This window comes from Bradyrhizobium sp. HKCCYLS20291 (genome assembly GCF_051167715.1).
Classification (GTDB): Bacteria; Pseudomonadota; Alphaproteobacteria; order Rhizobiales; family Xanthobacteraceae; genus Bradyrhizobium.
Map to the genome: position 1 here is coordinate 273333 of NZ_JBNPTO010000006.1, position 17077 is coordinate 290409.

At 63.9% G+C, this 17077-nt stretch carries 19 protein-coding genes and 1 tRNA gene; 10 read left to right on the plus strand and 10 right to left on the minus strand.

Annotated features, from left to right (window positions below; all coding sequences use genetic code 11):
- Window positions 1-708: 708 nt before the first annotated feature.
- Entirely contained in the window at window positions 709-966 is a 258-nt protein-coding gene (locus ACQR07_RS16300; RefSeq protein WP_434903247.1) for a hypothetical protein, read from the plus strand.
- A gap of 102 nt (window positions 967-1068) precedes the next feature.
- Here the strand turns inward: ACQR07_RS16300 and tnpB (ACQR07_RS16305) are convergent, their stop codons facing one another.
- Both tnpB (ACQR07_RS16305) and ACQR07_RS16310 read right to left on the minus strand, forming a co-directional pair.
- Entirely contained in the window at window positions 1069-1356 is a 288-nt protein-coding gene (tnpB, locus tag ACQR07_RS16305; protein WP_434903248.1) for an IS66 family insertion sequence element accessory protein TnpB, read from the minus strand.
- A 97-nt stretch (window positions 1357-1453) separates the two neighbouring features.
- Window positions 1454-1804: a transposase gene (locus ACQR07_RS16310; RefSeq protein ID WP_434903249.1), complete on the minus strand. Its 351-nt coding sequence runs from the start codon at window positions 1802-1804 to the stop codon at window positions 1454-1456.
- On the opposite strand from ACQR07_RS16310, the gene tnpA (ACQR07_RS16315) reads away from it, so the two are divergent.
- The 3 genes from tnpA (ACQR07_RS16315) (at window position 1797) to tnpC (ending at window position 4176) form a co-directional block, all read left to right on the plus strand.
- Complete coding sequence (gene tnpA, locus ACQR07_RS16315; RefSeq protein WP_434903250.1) at window positions 1797-2162, plus strand: IS66-like element accessory protein TnpA; 366 nt, start codon at window positions 1797-1799, stop codon at window positions 2160-2162. The genes ACQR07_RS16310 and tnpA (ACQR07_RS16315) overlap by 8 nt on opposite strands.
- Before the next feature lie 54 nt (window positions 2163-2216).
- Entirely contained in the window at window positions 2217-2510 is a 294-nt protein-coding gene (gene tnpB / locus ACQR07_RS16320; RefSeq protein WP_434903251.1) for an IS66 family insertion sequence element accessory protein TnpB, read from the plus strand.
- A 59-nt stretch (window positions 2511-2569) separates the two neighbouring features.
- A protein-coding gene (gene tnpC, locus ACQR07_RS16325) for an IS66 family transposase (RefSeq protein ID WP_434903390.1) occupies window positions 2570-4176 on the plus strand; the annotation gives its coding sequence in 2 pieces (ribosomal slippage) (window positions 2570-2978 and window positions 2978-4176; 1608 coding nt in all).
- A 9-nt stretch (window positions 4177-4185) separates the two neighbouring features.
- On the opposite strand, the gene tnpA (ACQR07_RS16330) is transcribed toward tnpC, so the two are convergent.
- Both tnpA (ACQR07_RS16330) and ACQR07_RS16335 read right to left on the minus strand, forming a co-directional pair.
- A complete protein-coding gene (gene tnpA, locus ACQR07_RS16330; RefSeq protein WP_434903252.1) occupies window positions 4186-4779 on the minus strand; it encodes an IS66 family insertion sequence element accessory protein TnpA in 594 nt (197 codons plus the stop codon).
- A gap of 409 nt (window positions 4780-5188) precedes the next feature.
- On the minus strand, window positions 5189-6097 hold the full coding sequence (locus tag ACQR07_RS16335; protein ID WP_434903253.1) for a protein-L-isoaspartate O-methyltransferase family protein: 909 nt from the start codon (window positions 6095-6097) through the stop codon (window positions 5189-5191).
- A 26-nt stretch (window positions 6098-6123) separates the two neighbouring features.
- Here ACQR07_RS16335 and ACQR07_RS16340 point away from each other — a divergent pair, with 26 nt between their 5' ends.
- The 4 genes from ACQR07_RS16340 (at window position 6124) to ACQR07_RS16355 (ending at window position 8938) form a co-directional block, all read left to right on the plus strand.
- Window positions 6124-6804, plus strand: a complete 681-nt coding sequence (locus ACQR07_RS16340; RefSeq protein ID WP_434903254.1) for an RNA polymerase sigma factor — start codon at window positions 6124-6126, stop codon at window positions 6802-6804.
- A complete protein-coding gene (locus tag ACQR07_RS16345; protein ID WP_434903255.1) occupies window positions 6801-7046 on the plus strand; it encodes a hypothetical protein in 246 nt (81 codons plus the stop codon). Before ACQR07_RS16340 ends, ACQR07_RS16345 begins: the two co-directional genes overlap by 4 nt.
- 425 nt (window positions 7047-7471) lie before the next feature.
- On the plus strand, window positions 7472-8185 hold the full coding sequence (locus tag ACQR07_RS16350) for a hypothetical protein (protein WP_434903256.1): 714 nt from the start codon (window positions 7472-7474) through the stop codon (window positions 8183-8185).
- A 528-nt stretch (window positions 8186-8713) separates the two neighbouring features.
- The gene (locus tag ACQR07_RS16355; RefSeq protein ID WP_434903257.1) at window positions 8714-8938 is read left to right on the plus strand and encodes a helix-turn-helix domain-containing protein; all 225 of its coding nucleotides are present in this window, start codon (window positions 8714-8716) and stop codon (window positions 8936-8938) included.
- Between the two features lie 32 nt (window positions 8939-8970).
- Here ACQR07_RS16355 and ACQR07_RS16360 read toward each other — a convergent pair whose 3' ends face one another.
- The 3 genes from ACQR07_RS16360 to ACQR07_RS16370 form a co-directional block, all read right to left on the minus strand.
- Window positions 8971-10197, minus strand: coding sequence for a tyrosine-type recombinase/integrase (locus tag ACQR07_RS16360; RefSeq protein WP_434903258.1), 1227 nt, complete (start codon window positions 10195-10197; stop codon window positions 8971-8973).
- Window positions 10198-10424: 227 nt separating this feature from the next.
- Window positions 10425-10501, minus strand: a tRNA-Arg gene (locus ACQR07_RS16365).
- 115 nt (window positions 10502-10616) lie between these two features.
- Entirely contained in the window at window positions 10617-10883 is a 267-nt protein-coding gene (locus ACQR07_RS16370; protein ID WP_434866663.1) for a hypothetical protein, read from the minus strand.
- 219 nt (window positions 10884-11102) lie between these two features.
- On the opposite strand from ACQR07_RS16370, the gene ACQR07_RS16375 reads away from it, so the two are divergent.
- Window positions 11103-11546, plus strand: a complete 444-nt coding sequence (locus ACQR07_RS16375) for a hypothetical protein (protein WP_434903259.1) — start codon at window positions 11103-11105, stop codon at window positions 11544-11546.
- 282 nt (window positions 11547-11828) lie between these two features.
- Here the strand turns inward: ACQR07_RS16375 and ACQR07_RS16380 are convergent, their stop codons facing one another.
- Window positions 11829-12092 (minus strand): histone, encoded by a 264-nt coding sequence (locus ACQR07_RS16380; protein WP_434866665.1) that lies wholly within the window; start codon window positions 12090-12092, stop codon window positions 11829-11831.
- Between the two features lie 101 nt (window positions 12093-12193).
- Window positions 12194-13639: a cryptochrome/photolyase family protein gene (locus ACQR07_RS16385; RefSeq protein WP_434903260.1), complete on the minus strand. Its 1446-nt coding sequence runs from the start codon at window positions 13637-13639 to the stop codon at window positions 12194-12196.
- Between the two features lie 124 nt (window positions 13640-13763).
- On the opposite strand from ACQR07_RS16385, the gene ACQR07_RS16390 reads away from it, so the two are divergent.
- Entirely contained in the window at window positions 13764-15467 is a 1704-nt protein-coding gene (locus tag ACQR07_RS16390) for a methyl-accepting chemotaxis protein (protein WP_434903261.1), read from the plus strand.
- Between the two features lie 257 nt (window positions 15468-15724).
- Here the strand turns inward: ACQR07_RS16390 and ACQR07_RS16395 are convergent, their stop codons facing one another.
- Window positions 15725-17029 (minus strand): TRAP transporter large permease, encoded by a 1305-nt coding sequence (locus tag ACQR07_RS16395; RefSeq protein ID WP_434903262.1) that lies wholly within the window; start codon window positions 17027-17029, stop codon window positions 15725-15727.
- Window positions 17030-17077: the final 48 nt, after the last annotated feature.

The following is a 17077-nucleotide window of genomic DNA, read 5'->3' on the forward strand; positions in this document are numbered from 1 at the left end:
GGACGGACAATCATTAGCTTGAATCTATCGCAGTATCCCCCTGTCCGAAAAGCAAAAAGGACAGCCAACGGGCCACTGCGGCCTGCCAGCCTCGATGCATGCGATGCCGGAAGTCCAGGTCAGGCGATCCGATGAGGCTTCATCGCCGTGCCGGGCGTGCGGTCCGACGGCGTGCTATGACACCGCCGCCGTCGCTGCAAACGCGGGCGTTGGCGTCGAGCTGGACGTATTTTCTCGTGAGTCATCCAGGCGCTATGTCTATCCTCGCTGCCAACGTACGCCCGCAGCTTCGTCGATTGGCGTCTTCTGATGTTCGTCCGACGTGGGTGTCGCCCTGCGGATCGGTGAACTGGCGCAGCAGCGTGGATTGATCGCGCGTGCGCTCGCCGACCGTCGGATTCTGCCCACCGCGCATGACCGCGAAGGGCGAGATCGCCGATCTGTTCTGAGCGCGCGATAGCGAAGGCTGCCACTGACCGGCGTCGCAGTGTCCTCATTGCGAGAGATCGGCAGTTCCTCCTCGAGATTTCGCGGCCAGCCACGCGGGGACCCCAATACAGCGCCTCGCTGACGATCTCGTGGATCAGCCGAATAGCACCACCACAGCAGCCACAAACTCTGTCTTGCACGTCGAGCAGAACGTGTTCGCGCGGTAGATGATGGGGCAGCGTACGAGTTCTCGGCGAAGATTTTGCTTCTGGAGTAACCTTGTCGCGTTTCCTCGACGTGGCCGATGTCGCTGTCGAGATCCTCAAGACTGCTGATCGGGATCGATGTGCTCGGGAGCTGCCCCGAATTGCATTTGGCGCAACGTTTGATGATGGACTTGAGCCGTTGGATCTCAGTCTCGCGGTGATCGATGGCTGCCGAGATGTCGCGCACCAGACGCTGCAAAAGCTCAGGATCGGACGGGAGATTGGCGAGATTGAGGTGCATCCAATGGTACTCGAACACGCTGAATCGTAGAAGGATCGCAACTCAGTTCAACACCAGATTTTGCAGACTATCCTTCAATTGCTGGCTTCCAGATGCGCTCCGGTGTGCGCCAGTTGATGCCTTCAATCAACATTACGAGTTGCGCGAGAGACTGCGCCAGGATGCCTCCCGCGCCGCTGACACGCAGCCATACGAAGCCACCTCGGTCAATTCGTTGGTGAACAGGCAGAGCCTGTTTCCGTCCCAGAACAGGACCTTCAGGATCGATTCCTTTTTGCCGCGGAATGCAAACAGATGGCCGGAGAACGGATCCTTCTTCAGCGTGTCCTGCGCCTGCATTGCGAGCCCATCCATGCCTTTGCGCATGTCGGTGTAACCGAGCGCGAGGCGCACCTTCACGCCTGCAGGAACGAACATCATGATGCTGTCTCCCCTCTTTTGATCTGCGCCCGCACCGTATCCGGATCGCTGTCGGCGGGAGCGAAGACACGCCGTCCGTCAGCGAGGTCGACAGCCATCATGCCCTCTGGTGGACGCACCAGATCACGCAGGGCGTGTGCGGGGCGGGTATGTCGTCGCGCAGCACGACACGGGCGAGCCTGTAGCGCTTCCTTTGCGCAATGCCGAACTGTGCGCGCCAGCGGAACAGCAGCCCGGTGGCGATCCCATGCTTGCGGGCAACGGCAGAGACCTTGGCGCCCGGCAGCTCGGTTTCCTTGGTGATCGCGAGCTTTTCCTTGTCGCTGAAGAAGCGGCGAACCGGTGCCGGCGGCGCCGCCGGAGTAAGCCCCCGGTGACGGCCGCCTTGCGTCGGCAGTGAGGCTTCGCGAAGCCATAGGACTAGTCCTGGAGCTAGTCCTATGGCCAAAGCGGAAGTGGAAGTGATCACATCGGAGCGGCGACGGCGGCATTGGTCACGGGCGGACAAGGAGCGCGTCGTCGCTGCAGCGTTGCAGCCAGGCGCGACGATCCTGGGTGTGGCGCGTGCGTTCGGGGTGCATTCCAGTCAGGTGTTCCGCTGGCGCCAGCAGCTGTGTGGGAAGGAGGCGCCGCCGCTCGGCTTTGCCGCGGTCACGATCGCCGCCGATCCGCACGTGGCAACAGCCCGCACGCAAGGGCTGATCGAGGTCGAGATCGCGGCGGAGACGAAGATCCGGATCAGCGGCTCGGTGGATGCCGCGGTAGTGACGGCGTTGATCGCTGCACTCCGGGCGGGCTCGCGATGACGATCCCGATTCCCTCCGGCACCCAGGTCTGGCTGGCGACCGGGCCATACTGATATGCGCAAGGGCTTCGATGGTCTGGCGCTGCTGGTCCAGGAGACGCTGAAGCGCGATCCGCATGGCGGCCATTTGTTCGTGTTCCGTGGCAGAAGCGGCGGTCTGATCAAGGTGCTGTGGCACGACGGCCAGGGCATGTGCCTGTTCGCCAAGCGGCTGGAGCGCGGCCGCTTCATCTGGCCACAGGCTGTGGACGGAGCGGTGAGGATCACGCCGGCACAGCTCGGCTATCTGCTCGAAGGCATCGACTGGCGGCATCCGCAGCGGACGTGGCGCCCGGAAGCTGTTGGTTGAGCGATTGAACGTAACGGCACTGATGCGTGCCGGGCGGAGCTGTGATTCCATCCTTGGCGATGATCACAGCCGATTCGCTCCCTGATGATGTCGCGACGCTGAAGGCGCTGGTGCTCGCCGGCCAGGCGGCGCAGCTCGCAGCGGAATCCAAGGCACGCAATCTCGAAGCCGAGGTCCGCGCCCGCACGCTGCTGATCGAGCAGATGAAGTTTACGATCGCCAAGCTCAAGCACGAACAGCACGGTCAATCCTCCGAGCGCGCCTCGGTGCTCGAGCAGCTCGAGCTCGAACTCGCCGACCTCGAGGAGGATGCATCGGAGGCCGAAGCCGATGCGCAGCTGGCAGCCGAACGCGCCAAGGCCGCGAAGATAGATGTGCGGCCATTCGAGCGGCGGCGTCCGGCGCGGCGGCCGCTGCCCGAGGATCTGCCGCGGGAGCGCATCGTGCATCCTGCACCGGCCCATTGCCGTGTTGCGGCGGCGACAGGCTGCGCAAGATCGGCGAGGACGTGACCGAGACGCTGGAGCTCGTGCCGCGGCAGTGGAAGGTGATCCAGCATATCCGTGAGAAGTTCTCCTGCCGCGCCTGCGAGGCGATCAGCCAGCCGCCTGCGCCGTTCCATCCGATCTCGCGCGGGCGCGCTGGACCGCGTCTGCTCGCGCACATCCTGTTCGCCAAATACGGCTTGCACCTGCCCCTCAACCGGCAGAGCACGACGTATGCGCATGAAGGTGTGATGCTGGACGTCTCCACGCTGGCCGATTGGGTCGGCGCGACGGCGGCGACATTGATGCCGCTGGTCGAGGCGATCAAGGCGCATGTCCTCGCTGCCGAGCGCATCCATGCCGACGACACCACGGTGCCGGTTCTTGCCAAGGGCAAGACGCGCACGGGGCGCGTATGGACCTATGTCCGCGACGATCGTCCCTTCGCCGGCCACGCGCCGCCGGCCGCCCTGTTCTTCTACTCGCCCGACCGCTCCGGCACCCATCCAGAGGCGCATCTTGCGACCTATGCCGGACCGATGCAGGCGGATGCCTATGCCGGCTTCAACAGGCTCTACGATCCATCGCGCAAGCCGAGCCCGATCATCGAGGTCGGCTGTTGGGCGCATGCACGGCGCAAGTTCTTCGAGATCGCACGGCTGAAGAAGGCGCCGATCGCGATCGAAGCGATCGCGAAGATCGACGCTCTGTTTGCGATCGAGCGCGAGATCAACGGCCTGCCGGCCCACGAGCGCAAAGCCCTGCGCGACGCACGCAGCCGCCCGCTGGTCGATGAGCTTCATACCTTCCTGCACGTGCGCCGCGCCAAGCTCTCCGGCAAGAGCGAGACCGCCAAGGCGATCGACTACAGCCTCAAGCGCTGGGAGGTGTTCACGCGCTTCATCGACGACGGCCGACTGTGCATGACCAACAATGCTGCCGAACGCGAACTGCGCGCCGTGGCCCTCGGCCGCAAGAACTGGACCTTCGCTGGCTCCGACGATGGCGGCCGCCGTGCCGCCGCCATCTACACCCTGATCCAGACCGCCAAGCTCAACGGCATCGATCCGCAAGCATGGCTCGCCGACGTGCTCGCCCGGCTGCCAGATTATCCGGCCAACAGGCTCGCAGACCTGCTGCCCTGGAACTGGAAGCACCCCGCCATCCCTGCCGCTGCTTGATCGCCCCGATCAACGTGCATCCGCGCGGGCTACGCCGCCTGTGGTCTTCGCCGAATGCGTACCCGCCGGATCGCCGATTTCGGCGGCTGTCAAGCGGCGTTCGGACTGTGAGTTCCTAGCACTAGTGCTAACGGCGGGACGGGCGGAGGGATGAAGATGGGCACGCAAGTCGATAGTGACCGCGCCGGCGGCCAGTTGGTCGCGCCATTTGCGCAGCGAATGCGGCGACAGCTGCATCGCCGAGGCGTAGGCGCGGAGCTCCATTCCGCTCCAGTTCAGTGCCTCGACATGCATCGCCCAGAATGCCTGGGACGCCCGATTGCGGACATCCGAGGTGACCGTGAACCTGCGCTGCTTCTGCTTTCGTAGCGCCTTTTCCCGCTCGTCCCGGGCGCGCTCGCGGCGCAATTCCGTCTGATATTTCTCGAGCTTAAGCGCAGTCTCATTGCCGGCCAGCCGCTTCAGCCAGCGCCGCAGAGTGTTCTCGGTCAGACGTTGTTGCTGGCAGTATTTGCGGATCCCGAGGCCGCTCCGACGCCACGCTTCGATGTGCAGCGACCACCATTCGCGGCGCGCTCTGTTCTCGAAATGTTTGGATCCCACCGGAGATTCTCCACAGCAGCAGAGAGCCCGAAATGGAACGACAAGACACGAGGGGGAAGGTGTGCAGAGACCGGACGGCTACGGGGAGACGGTCTAGGGCAAGATAAAAGCGGCTCGCCGGTTGAACACCAAGCCATTGACATGGCTTGTGTTCAGCCGTGCCGGTCGGTCGGAGGGCGTGCCGCTGTTGAGATTTTTGCCAGCAAAGTCAAAGATCATTTCGGCACTGATCGTGCTGTAGCGAACTCTGGCGAAAGCCTCGGATCATTCCGCGCCCACCTCAGAATCCGCTACGCTGTTTGCGCTGGCGGATGAAGCCCTATCGCGGCCGTTGCCTGAGGTTCTATGCTGACGCATTCCGCCCGGAGCAGGCGCGTGAGCCGTCTTATCCGATGCCTCGGATCTCGCGTTAGGTGGTGTCGTTGTTGCCGACTTCGGCCTGCTGCTTGGTCGCATCGACCTCCGATCCTCGCCGCTCCAGCCAGAAGCCAGGTGCCTGATACCAGACCCGCTCGGACTCTGCGGATGATGGAATGCTGCGGTGGAGTGCTTGGATCGGAATATTCATCATCGGCGAGTTCGCGAGGGCGCTCTTCGGCTGGCGGCTGGCGTCCTCATCGCGGCCGTTTGTGCAGGGATAGATGCTGACCCCGCCGATCGACGAGGCCTCGAAGGAGGCACCGCGGCGGACCACGCGCAGCAGGAATCCGGACCAATCTTCGCTGGTCAGCGGGAGCAGCAGCCGCCCGTTCTCGGCGAGGCCATCCAGCCATTGCGGAGCGGGGTGCGTGCAGCCTGCGAACACGATAACGACGTCATGGTCGCTCGCGTCGGCATGGACATCCCGGCCGTCGCCCGAGATCACCTGGACCTGCGGCCAGCCCTTCAGGTTGGTGCGGGCTCGGGCGGCGAGAGCCGGGTCGACTTCCACCGCCGTCACCCGCCCGGAGGGCCCGACGATTTCGGCGAGCACGGCTGAGTAGTAGCCGCTGCCCGCTCCGATCTGCAGCACGCGCTCACCACGGGCGATATCGAGGTGCTCGAAATTGCGCGCCCAAAAGCTCGGCATCCCATTGTTGAGCTTCCGGCTCAGGTCGATCGAGACAAGGACGTCGTGATAGAGCCAACTCGGATCGTCGTCCGGGGTGATGAACGGCTCCCGGTATGGGTATGGGATGATCCACCAGGGACCTGGGCCGAGGAACGCCTCTCGCGGGACGGCGCTGAAGGCTTCGACGATATGTGGGTTGCGCAGAATAGGCGTTTTGCAGCGTAGGTCGTCGGCATACCAGCGGCGTGCTTTTGCGATCTGATCCACAGTCCTCTCCTCTCAGCATGAAGAGGATGCGGATCTCGGATCGGTCGCGCGGACACGGCGCAAAATTTTTCCCGAGGCTGTCCGCAACGGATCTGCTCGGCCGCATAATAGGGGTGATGGAACGATCGATTGGCACCCCTGGAGTTGGCTCGAACGCTGGTCGCACCGTCGCCGATGCGGCGGCGGCGATCGAGGCTTTGTCTGAGACCGATCTGGTGCGGCTGAAAGCTCTGGCGCAATTGTGGAGCCGCGGGCTGCCCGGAGGGATCGGCTGGACCGACGTGCTGCATGAGGCCATCCTCCGCGTTCTCGACGGATCGCGGGTCTGGCCGCTGGGTGTGCCGATCCTGGCTTTCTTGTCCGGCGTCATGCGCAGCCTCTGCGACGACTATTGGCGGCGCGTTCGGAGCGAGCAACGGCTACTGGTCAGCCGCGATGATCCCGGCCAGCACGGCGTCGCGAGCGATCCCGTTGACGAACTGGCCGATCCCGAACGCGTGGCTGTGGCGGTCGTAGGGCTCGCCGAGGTGTTTCGGCTGTTTGCAGGAGATCCGGTCGTGTTGCAGATCATCGACGGGCTGGCCAACGGCCTCACGGCCAGGGACATCTGCCGGGCGTATGGCATCTCGGCTATCGATTACGATACTGCGCGGCGGCGAATGCGGCGCGCGCTGCTCCGGCACCAACGAAATTGGAGCACGCCATGACACGTTGGCACCCCCGTCTCGAACTCGCGCGCCTGCTCCAGGCGCTCAGCGATGACGTCATTGCGGCTACTGACGAGGAGCTGCGGGAGATCCAGGGACGCGCCCTGGCCGGCACGGCACGGCAGGTCAGGCGTCTCGTCAAGGCGGCCCAGGCGGCCGAGGGCGGCGGGTCCCGCATTGTGAGCTCTAGCGATCCAGAACGCGGCCTGGAGCCTGTCCTATCACATCACAATCGGCACTGATTGGGTGGGAGAAGACCTGGAAGAAAAGGGGAGCCGGTCTCTCTGAGCGACAGTCGGCTGAGCAGGGGCGGCCGGTTTGGGGGACAGCATGCGGTCCATGGCAAGCCTCGCACTGGCAACGCTCATCGTGGTTGACGTCTCTCGCGTTGCATAGACATCCGCGACCTGTCGATCGCATGGCGGCGTAGCACAGCGAAGACTCGGCGATATGCGAGTCCGGAGTTGCTGTGGCACAATCGACCTATGTCGCCGTGCGGCCGTTGCCCGAGTGAATTGCGCGCTCCGACCAATGCGAGGTCCTGCAAGCTCCTGAACGGGGCGTATCCTCCCGTGAGCTTCGCACGCCGTTCCATAGGGGCAGGGAGCCGTCGTGCGGCTCAAGTTCGCGCCGATCTGCATGAGTTCATCCGGACGGTCACCCGCCCGTGACCATCGTCCGTCGCGTGCACAGGGTGCAATTCACCATCGTCCCGAACGCGGTCTTCGCGGATACCCGCCTCTCTGTCGAGGCCAAGGGCGTTCTCGGCTATCTATTGTCGCGTCCTCACAAGTGGCACGTCCGCCTCGATCATATCGGGCGAACCCTCCTCGTCGGCCGCAAGAAGCTGCAGCGCATCTTCCGAGAGTTGATCGCCGCCGGCTACGTCACCCGCGAAGCGCAACGAATTGTCGACGGACATCGGTTCGGTGAGATTGATTACGTCGTCCGTGACGTGCCGGCGCCTGTGGATAAGTCGGCGCGTCCGCGGGGTCGAAAGGGACTTGCGGCTCCGCGGGTCCAAAAGGGACCTGCGTATAAAGACTCACCGCGGGGCCCTGAGGGACCTGCCTATAAAGAACTATGTAAAAACAGATCTGATCTGCTGGGATCCCGCGCTGTTGATGGTCGGCCGGGTGTCGTCGGCGTGACTCACGATGAGATGGTCGATCTCCAGGATGACGCCCGCCTTGATCCGGGAATTGTCGCGCTCTTTGACGACGTTGCTGAAGGTTGGGAATTGATCGCCGCGCTTCCGGACCCAGCACGGGACGACTTGCGTCAACGCTACCGGCGGGGCGAGCTCGACCGGTTTGCGATCATGGAGCTCCGGATCCGATACCGACATTTGCTCGGTGGCGGTCGGCCGAAAGGCAGGTAAGCAATCGGGCTGTCGCGGGGCGCCCAGATTGTGCTGGGTGCAGTGACGTGACGAAGCTCCAAACCGTTGTGGGAGCCGGCGGGGCGGTCCAGGCTGCCAAACCGGAAGCTATGCCGTGCATCTTCCTGATCTCTGGCTCCTCCTGAACATGCGCTGCAAGGCCCAGAGCGGGCGCAGGAGACAGACGCAAATGGATCGGCCACTCTTTTGCAGCGATCTCCTTTGAGGCACTCCAAAGGCGTCCGGAAGGATTTGGAGAGCTGTGGAACCGAAAGCGCAGCAAAAGGGGGGCAGCAGTCGCCACACGATGTTGACACTGCGGCTGCCCTTTTCTCGGTCGTGGCATCCGCGCTTCGCTGCCAGTTCAGTTCAGTCAGGATTCTCAACTAACCCAATTGTACGACATAGCGTCCGAAACTCCGCCTGAGGGACTTCGGACGTTGCCAAGCATACGCCTAGCCTTCATCCGTCGGATCTGCGTGCCTGCTATGTCGTCGCGGCAATCAAATGAAGCGAGACCACCCCGAGATGCCAAAGCGCGAACCGATGCTTCGAAACGCTGCGGACAAGCTCTGCCTCACCGTTCCTGAGGCTGCGGTACTATCTTCGCTCGGCCAAACGTCCCTTTACAAGGCCATCAAAGAAGGGCGGCTGCGAATCCGAAAGTATGGCACGCGGACGATCATCACGCGCGCAGATCTGGCATCCTTCTTGGAGAGCCTGCCCGAGGCGACCAAGCAGCCCGAGCGGTGACATCCTCGTCGGGGCAGGAGATAGCTTGAACTTCAGGCGACCTTCATCGGGTGCACATTGCTCTTTGGTGGTTGCGTCGCGAAGTCCGCGAATGTCTGCATCACATGCAGTCGCTTCTTCAGGGCCTCGCCGCGCTTATAGGCCTTTTCGGCATCATCGCCCGTGATGTGGTGCAGGCAATGCTCGACGATTTCCTCCTCGAAGTGGGTCTGCTCCTGCGCCCAGGTTCGAAACGTCGTGCGGAAGCCGTGCACAGTCAGGGAGTCGTCTCCGGTGAGCTCCTTGAGATATTTGAGCATCGTCATGTTGCTCATCGGTCGCTTCAGACTGCGGCCGGGAAACACGAATTCGTCATTGACGCGGCTCTCATAAGCCTCGCGCAAATAGGTCAGCGTCTGCCGGGGCAACGGCGTGCGCTTCAGCCGCTCGTTCTTGGTGCCGAGAAAGCCAAGATCCCAGATTCCGTTATCGAGATCGAGTTGCGCCCAGCGCATGGTCTGAACTTCGGCGGTTCGTCCCAGGGTCAGGATGATGACCTCGAGCGCCCGCGCGCTTTGCGTCGAGATGGCGCTGAGCTTGTGCATGAACGCCGGCAGGTCCTGGTAGTCCATCGCCTTGTGGCCGCCCCGTATCGTGCCACGCCGCCGCTGCCTGGGCATGATCGGTTGCAGTCGGCTGGCCCAATCAGCGGGGTTGTCTTTCGGTCGCAGGTTGTGGGCGATCGCCGCGTCAAGAATCTTCTTGATGATCTGGCGTGCGGAGCGGGAGGTCTCAGGCTGCTGCCAGATCGGCATGAGCACGTTGACGACATGGGCAGTTTCGATCTCGTGGACCCAGTGCTTGTGGAGCGGGCGGCAGATGACTTGCACGATGCGCTTTAGCTTTGCTTTGGCGGCCTTGTGCCTCATGCCGGTCTCGTAGGTGCGCCGCCATTCCTCTGCGAATTCGCCGAACTGGCGCGATCCCTGGGTGCGGCGTTTCTCTACGTCACGGTGCTCTCGCGGATCGGTCCCCTTGGCCAGCAGCCGCAGAGCGTCAATCGCCTTGTCCCTGGCCTCGCACAGCTTCAGGCCGGTTTCCTTGGCCGAACCAAAACCCATCTTCTTGACGATGCCGTTGCGCTGGTAGCGGAACGCCCAGCGGCGGCCGCCGCTTGGGGTGACGATCAAATAGAGGTTGTTGCCGCACGGGTATTCGCCGGGCCCGACGGAGAGATAGTTCTTGGCGGTGATCTCGGGCTTCTGAGTTAGAAACTGCATGGGAGATTCGAACTCCTGTCCCTCGCTGAAAAATGCAGCGTTTCAGGTGAGGGGGATTCTAACTCAGATCGAGGGATGGCCAAATGGACGGTCTGGCGGAGCTCGCCGACGACCGCCGATGGTACGCTGCAGTCACCGAAAGCGCGAAAAATCACGATCTGACAAGCACTTATCGTGCGCTTCGGTGATGATCGGCGATGGCGGATGAAGGGGGGCGAAGACGGGCCTGGCGCGCTCGGAAGGATTCGAACCTCCGACCCTCGGAATCGAAATCCGATGCTCTATCCAGCTGAGCTACGAGCGCTTGTCGGCGGGACCAGTCCCGACGGTGTCGGGATAGCAGACTCGGACCGGCAAGGCCAGCCTTGGTCAGCCAAGCCTTGTTCAGGCCAGCCTGGGGCAGGCCGGCACTGAATCCGTCAGAAGCAGGGATGGCGGCGGCGGTCCTGGCCGAGATAGGCGGCGGCACTCTGATAGCAGTGGTTGGTCGACGGACCATCGTAGAACGCGAACGTGCCGGGCAGCGGGCCGGGGCCGTAATTGTGCAAAAAGCTGATCGCATAGGGCAGCCCGTGGTGATGGTGGTGCCTATGGTGCCGATGGTGGTGGCGCGCCTCCGACGAGACCGGAACCAGGGCGGCCGCGGCCACGATCAGGGCGGCAGCGAATGATGCGAGCTTGCTCATGTCTTTTCTCCGAAGAAGGCGCTAAGACCAGCCAGTTGTACGGTAATCTAACCCCGAAAGGACGGCGGGGAGGCGGAAAAGCGCCGTGGTTTGCCAAATTTTCGGCTTTTTCCGCATGCTTAACGAATTGATGACAAGGTCGACGCAATGCGCCGTGCATCGACCTTGTTCGTCTTGCCGCGACGTCGCCCAGATCACACCGGGTTTCCCGTCCAGTTCATGAACCGCCTGATCCCATTGGTCGTGCTCCTGCTGATGGCCGCCGCACCGGCGCGCGCCGACTTGCACATCACCCGCGATCATGGCGGCTACATCGAAGAATACAAAGCGAAATACCAGCACATCCGGGACACGCGCCAGCGCGTGATCATCGACGGCATCTGCAACTCGGCCTGCACGCTGGTGTTCGGCATCGTGCCGATGAACAAGATCTGCGTCACGCCAAAGGCGAGCCTCGGCTTTCACCAGGCCTATTACGACAAGGCCTTCACCTTCGGCATCAAGGTCACGAGCATGGAGGGGACCTCGGAGCTGATGTCCTATTATCCGGATACGGTGAAGGATTGGATCCGCCGCAATGGCGGTCTCACCACCGAGATGAAGCGGATCAAGAACGGCATCGAGCTCTGGAAGATCGTCGATCCCTGTCCCGATGCGTGGTGAGCCTGATCCGGTCATGGTGTGATCACGGCTCGGCTTCTGTCTCCCTCGTTTCGAAATAAGCCTTCGGAATAAGCTAAGGCACCAGCAGCAAATATGTTCCACGACGACGGGCAGAGCAGGCGCTCCATCCGTGCGCGGGGGCCGTCCTGTCCGCCTTCACAGCCGGACGACAAATCACGAAACAATCCAGCGCCAGATCGTCCCCACTACCGGGCACTGGATTGTTTCGCCGAGACCTTCAACAAGGCAGCTCAGTTGCCTTCGGTCCCGAACCAGTCAGGCTCAGCGCTTGGCCTTCTTCGTCTTCTTGGCCGCTTTCTTGGTGGCCTTCTTGGCCGCCTTCTTCGCAGTCTTCTTGGCGGCCTTCTTCACGGTCTTCTTGGCCGACTTCTTGGTCGCGACCTTCTTGGCCTTGGCGGCGGACCGCTTCGGTGCGGCCTTTTTCGAGGTCTTCTTCGACGTCTTCTTGGCGGCGCGCCTGGCCTTCGGTGCCGTCGTGGCCACCGGATCCTTCGGCGCCTCGGCGGGCATGCTCGTCTCGGTCATGGTCGGGTCAGAGAGAGGTGTGTCGTCCATATCGGTCCCCCGATTTGTTGGAAACCCTGCGACGATAGCTGGATTCTCTCTGCTGTCAAAGCGCACCCCAACTAATCACTTGTGCGCAAGCTCGCATAGGCCGCAAGCGCGCGCTCGCGACCCTGCCGGTGTTCGATCATCGGCGCCGGGTAGGAGCGGCCGAGTGCGACGCCGGCCTCCGCGAGTTCGAGCGGCTTGGCCGCCCAGGGCTGGTGGATCAGCCCGGCGGGCAGGCGCGCCAGTTCCGGCACCCAGCGCCGCACATAGGCCCCGCTGCAATCGAACTTTTCGCCCTGCAGCACCGGATTGAAGACGCGGAAATAAGGGGCTGCGTCGGCGCCCGAGCCCGCCACCCATTGCCAGCTGGCCGGATTGCTGCCGGCATCCGCGTCGACCAAAGTGTCCCAGAACCATTGCTCGCCACAGCGCCAGTCGATCAGGAGATGCTTGACCAGCAGCGAGGCGGCGACCATGCGGACGCGGTTGTGCATGCTGCCGGTGTGCCATAGCTCGCGCATGCCGGCATCGACGATCGGGTAGCCGGTCTGCCCGCGCTGCCAGGCCCGCAGCGCCGTCTCGTCGTGAGCCCAGGGGAACGCATCGAAGGACGGCTGCAGGTTGCGGGTCGCGAGATCCGGGTTGTTGTAGAGCAGGTGACGGCTGAACTCGCGCCAGCCGAGCTCGCTCAGAAACTTGTCGATCCCCGGCGCCGACGCCGGGCTCTCCTCGGCGGCGAAGCGCGCCGCGTGCCAGATCTGGCGCGGGCTGATTTCGCCGAACCGCAGATGTGGCGACAGGCGCGACGTGGCGTCGATGTCCGGCCGGTCACGGTCCGCGGCATAGGTCCGCACGGCCGCCTCGAGAAACTGCGCGAGCCGCTGCTGGGCTGCGCGCTCGCCGGCCCGCCATGTCGTGCGCAGGCCGCCCGCCCAGTCGGGCCTGGTCGGCTCCAGGGCGAGCTCATCGATGGTTAGGCTCGAAACGGCCGGCGGTGATGACAGCCTGGAAGGCGCCGGCAGCGGCTTCGGCGGGTGGCCCAGGGCGAGCACGCGCTTCCAGAACGGTGTGAACACGCGTGGGCCGCGTCCGTCCTTGCCGCGCAACTCGGCCGGATCGACCAGCAGGTCATCGGGAAAAATGCGTGACGTGACGCCGATCTCGCCGAGCGCCGCCTCAACGTCCGCCGCCACGGCGCGGGGTCCCGCCTGCGCGACATCGTTCCAATACACCGCGCTCGCCTTGGTCTGACGCGCCAGTTCCCCGAGCACCTTGGCCGCCGGCCCCTGGCGGATCACCAACTCGGCGCCGCGGCTGTGCAGCTCGGCCTGAAGTGCACGCAGCGATTGCGCCAGCCACCACCGCGTCGCGCCGCCGAGCGGGCGCACCCCAGAGCTCTCCTGATCGAGGACGTAGCTAAACACAACGGGACCGCCACGTGCCGCAGCGGTATGCAACGCGGGGTGGTCAGAAAGCCGCAGGCTCTCGCGAAACCATACGATGATAGGGCTTGGTGCCATGCTTAGGTATCTTGTTGCCGTTTTTCATGGGGGTGCCCGTATTTTCCGCACAGGAAAATAATCGGTTGGAAACCAAGTACGGGCAGTTTGAGAATCAGTTGCACTCCCTGGAAGGTTTTACGACGTGGCCATCAAACTGAAGCTCGGCACCAAGGCGCTGATCGGCGCCGCGGTCGTGATTGCCGTCAACACGGCTCTCGTGGTTGGCGCGGCCTACTGGTCGCTCACCTCCGATTTCGGTGAGCGGGCCAAGCGCGACATCGAAGGCAATCTGCGCACCTTCGCGCTGACATTCGCCGAGACGTTCAAGGATGCCAAGGTCGGTGTGCAGAACGGCGCCGTCACCCGCATCGAGATTTCCACGATCCCCGACATCAAGGACCATGCGCTCGTCGATCGCGCGGTCTCCTATGTCGGCGGCAGCGCCACCTTGTTCATGGTCGACGACAACGGCCAGTTCGTGCGCCGGTCGACCAACGTCAAGAAGGAGAACGGGGACCGCGCCGTCGGCACCCAGCTTGCGGCCGACCATCCGGCGCAGGCGTTGCTGCGACGAGGCGAGGCCTATAAGGGGCCGGCGACGCTGTTCGGCAAACCGTTCATGACCGCCTATTTCCCGGTGACGAACTTGGCGGGCAAGGTGATCGGCATCCTCTATGTCGGCGTGCCCATGGCCGAGCTCGACGCCATGCTCGCGCAGGTGATGCAGACCATGATCGTTGCGGCCGCGATTGCCGCGCTCCTCGTGCTCGCCCTGACGATGCTGGCGGTTCGGCGCGTCACAAAACCCCTGAGCGACGTGACGCAGGCGGTGACAGCGATCGCGCAAGGCGGGGAAAATGTCGAGATCCCGGCCGACGAGCGCGGCGACGAGATCGGCGAGATCGCCCGCAGCCTGGTCGTGTTCCGCAGTGCTGCCGGTGAGCGGCGGCGGATGCGCGAGGAGCAGGTCGCGAATGCAACGGCGGCCATCGAGCAGCGCAAGGCCGAAATGCAGCGCTTCGTGGATTCGTTCCAGTCCAGCATCGGCGGCATCATCGAGAACGTGCTGAGCTCGTCGAGCGAGTTCGAGCGTGAGGCGCGCCAGCTGACGCAGACCGCACGCACCACCGCCGACCTCTCCGGCCATTCGGCCGGCGCCTCGGAGACCGCCTCCGAGCACGTCCGCACCGCAGCGGTCGCCTCGGACGAACTGTCCGGCTCGATCACCGAGATCATCCGTCGGGTGCAGGAGTCGAACGCCATCGCAGCCGAGGCGGTCAATCAGGCCACCGCGACCGACCAGCGCATCAAGGAACTGTCCGACGCCGGCAACCGCATCGGCGACGTCGTCAAGCTGATCACCTCGATCGCCGAGCAGACCAACCTGCTGGCGCTGAACGCCACCATCGAGGCCGCCCGCGCCGGCGATGCCGGCCGCGGCTTTGCGGTCGTCGCCCAGGAGGTCAAGACGCTGGCCGGCCAGACCGCCAAGGCGACCGAGGAGATCTCCAGCCAGATCGCCAACATGCAGACGGTGACGCAGGAATCGGTCGATGCCATCAAGGCGATCGGCTCGACCATCGAGCGCATCAACGGAATCGCGGCCTCGATCTCGGCCGCGGTCGAGCAGCAGCGCGCCGCCACCCAGAACATCACCCAGAGCGTTCGCTCGGCGGCGAGCGGCACCGCTGAAGTCGTCATCAACATCCGCAGCGCGGCGCGCGGGGCGGGTGAGACCGGCGAAAGCTCCAACCGGATGTTTGCGTCCGCCCAGGCGCTGTCGAGCGAGAGCTTGCGGTTGAAGGCCGAGGTGCAGAAGTTCCTCGACGGAATGCGCGCCGCCTGATGCGGCCGCCCCGATGGCGCTGGTCATCCGGGTCCGTGCTGCTTCGTGATTCCGGGGCGCCCGAAGCGCGAGCCCGGAATCCATAACCACGACCGGCAATCGTGTTGAAGAACGATGCCACGAGCATCTCGCCAAGCCACGACCGCTCGTGGCTATGGATTCCGGGCTCATTCGCGCGGCTTCAAAACGGCTGCGCCGTTTTGCGCGCGAATGCCCCGGAATGACGGCGTGGGGAGGGCTCGTCGACGTCACATGGATCACCCGTACAGCAATCGTGGCAGGATCGTCACGATGCCCGGGAACAGCGTGAGCAGCAGCACGAAGGCGATCATGATGATGAGATAGGGGGCGGTCACGCGGGCGATGTAGCCGAGACCGTCCTCCGTCAGGCCCTGGATCACGAACAGGTTGAAACCGACCGGCGGCGTGATCTGGGCCATCTCGACCGCGAGCACCAGGAAGATTCCGAACCAGACCTCGTCGAAGCCGGCGCCCTTCACGATCGGCAGCACGATCGGCAGGGTCATCACGATCATCGAGAAGCCGTCCAGGAAGCAGCCCAGGATCAGGTAGAACACGATCAGGGCTGAGATCAGCATGAAGGGCGACAGGCCGAGGCCCTTCACAAAGCTCGCGACCATCTGCGGAATACCGAGGAAGGCTGCGGCATTGCCAAGGATCGAGGCGCCGAGCACGATCAGCGCGATCATCGAGCAGGTGATCACCGAGCCGATCATCACGTCGCGCACCACCTGCTGCGACATCGCACCCTGGAAATAGGCCACCAGCGCCGCGCCGAGCACGCCGACTGCGGCGGCTTCCGAGGGCGTGGCGAGGCCGCCATACATCGAGCCGAGCACGCAGGCGATCAGGAACAGGGCAGGGGCGAGGTCCTTCAGCGCCGCGAAGCGCTCGGCCCATGGCACCTGTGACAGCTGCGCCTCCGCTTTCGGCACCATCGCGGGCTTCAGCGTGGTGTGCAGCATCACCCAGCCCATGAAGGTCGCGGCCAGCAGCAGCCCTGGGAGCACGCCGGCGGTGAACAGCTTCAGGATCGAGACGTCGCCGAGCACGCCGTAGATGATCATGATGTTGGACGGCGGGATCAGGAAGCCGAGCGTGCCGGCGCCGGCGAGAGAGCCGATCGCGATGTCGCGCGAGTAGCCACGCCGCAGCAGCTCATTCAGCGACATCCGGCCGATCACCTGGGTGGTCGCTGCCGACGAGCCGGAGATCGCAGCAAAGATGGTACAGCCGATGACGTTGACGTGGAGCAGACGGCCCGGCAGCAGGCCGGCCCAGGGCGCGAGCCCCTGAAAGAGCGAACGCGACAAGCGCGTCCGAAACAACAGCTCGCCCATCAGGATGAACAGCGGCAGCGCCAGCAGCTCCTGCGTGGTCAGGATGTTCCAGGCATATTGCGGAAGCAGCTTGTCGAGCGGGATCGAGCGGAACATCGCCAGCAGCAGAGTTGCGGTGAAGGCGAGCGTGAGCCCGATCCACAGGCCGCCGGCGAGCAGCGCGAACAGGATGGCGAACAGGGCGATGACTTCGATGGTCATGGGGCGAGGGTGTCCGCGGTGAGGGGAGCGGGCGGGAAAGGTGCTGCG

What these genes read in the sequence shown, in the direction of transcription:
- ACQR07_RS16345 (WP_434903255.1), top strand. Translation starts at nt 6,801, where the DNA reads ATGACACGTTGGCACCCCCGTCTCGAACTCGCGCGCCTGCTCCAGGCG.
- tnpA (WP_434903250.1), top strand. Translation starts at nt 1,797, where the DNA reads ATGGCCAAAGCGGAAGTGGAAGTGATCACATCGGAGCGGCGACGGCGG.
- ACQR07_RS16375 (WP_434903259.1), top strand. Translation starts at nt 11,103, where the DNA reads ATGAACCGCCTGATCCCATTGGTCGTGCTCCTGCTGATGGCCGCCGCA.
- ACQR07_RS16380 (WP_434866665.1), bottom strand. Translation starts at nt 12,092, where the DNA reads ATGACCGAGACGAGCATGCCCGCCGAGGCGCCGAAGGATCCGGTGGCC.
- tnpB (WP_434903251.1), top strand. Translation starts at nt 2,217, where the DNA reads ATGCGCAAGGGCTTCGATGGTCTGGCGCTGCTGGTCCAGGAGACGCTG.
- ACQR07_RS16360 (WP_434903258.1), bottom strand. Translation starts at nt 10,197, where the DNA reads ATGCAGTTTCTAACTCAGAAGCCCGAGATCACCGCCAAGAACTATCTC.
- ACQR07_RS16340 (WP_434903254.1), top strand. Translation starts at nt 6,124, where the DNA reads ATGCGGATCTCGGATCGGTCGCGCGGACACGGCGCAAAATTTTTCCCG.
- tnpB (WP_434903248.1), bottom strand. Translation starts at nt 1,356, where the DNA reads ATGATGTTCGTTCCTGCAGGCGTGAAGGTGCGCCTCGCGCTCGGTTAC.
- ACQR07_RS16395 (WP_434903262.1), bottom strand. Translation starts at nt 17,029, where the DNA reads ATGACCATCGAAGTCATCGCCCTGTTCGCCATCCTGTTCGCGCTGCTC.
- ACQR07_RS16385 (WP_434903260.1), bottom strand. Translation starts at nt 13,639, where the DNA reads ATGGCACCAAGCCCTATCATCGTATGGTTTCGCGAGAGCCTGCGGCTT.
- ACQR07_RS16370 (WP_434866663.1), bottom strand. Translation starts at nt 10,883, where the DNA reads ATGAGCAAGCTCGCATCATTCGCTGCCGCCCTGATCGTGGCCGCGGCC.
- ACQR07_RS16355 (WP_434903257.1), top strand. Translation starts at nt 8,714, where the DNA reads ATGCCAAAGCGCGAACCGATGCTTCGAAACGCTGCGGACAAGCTCTGC.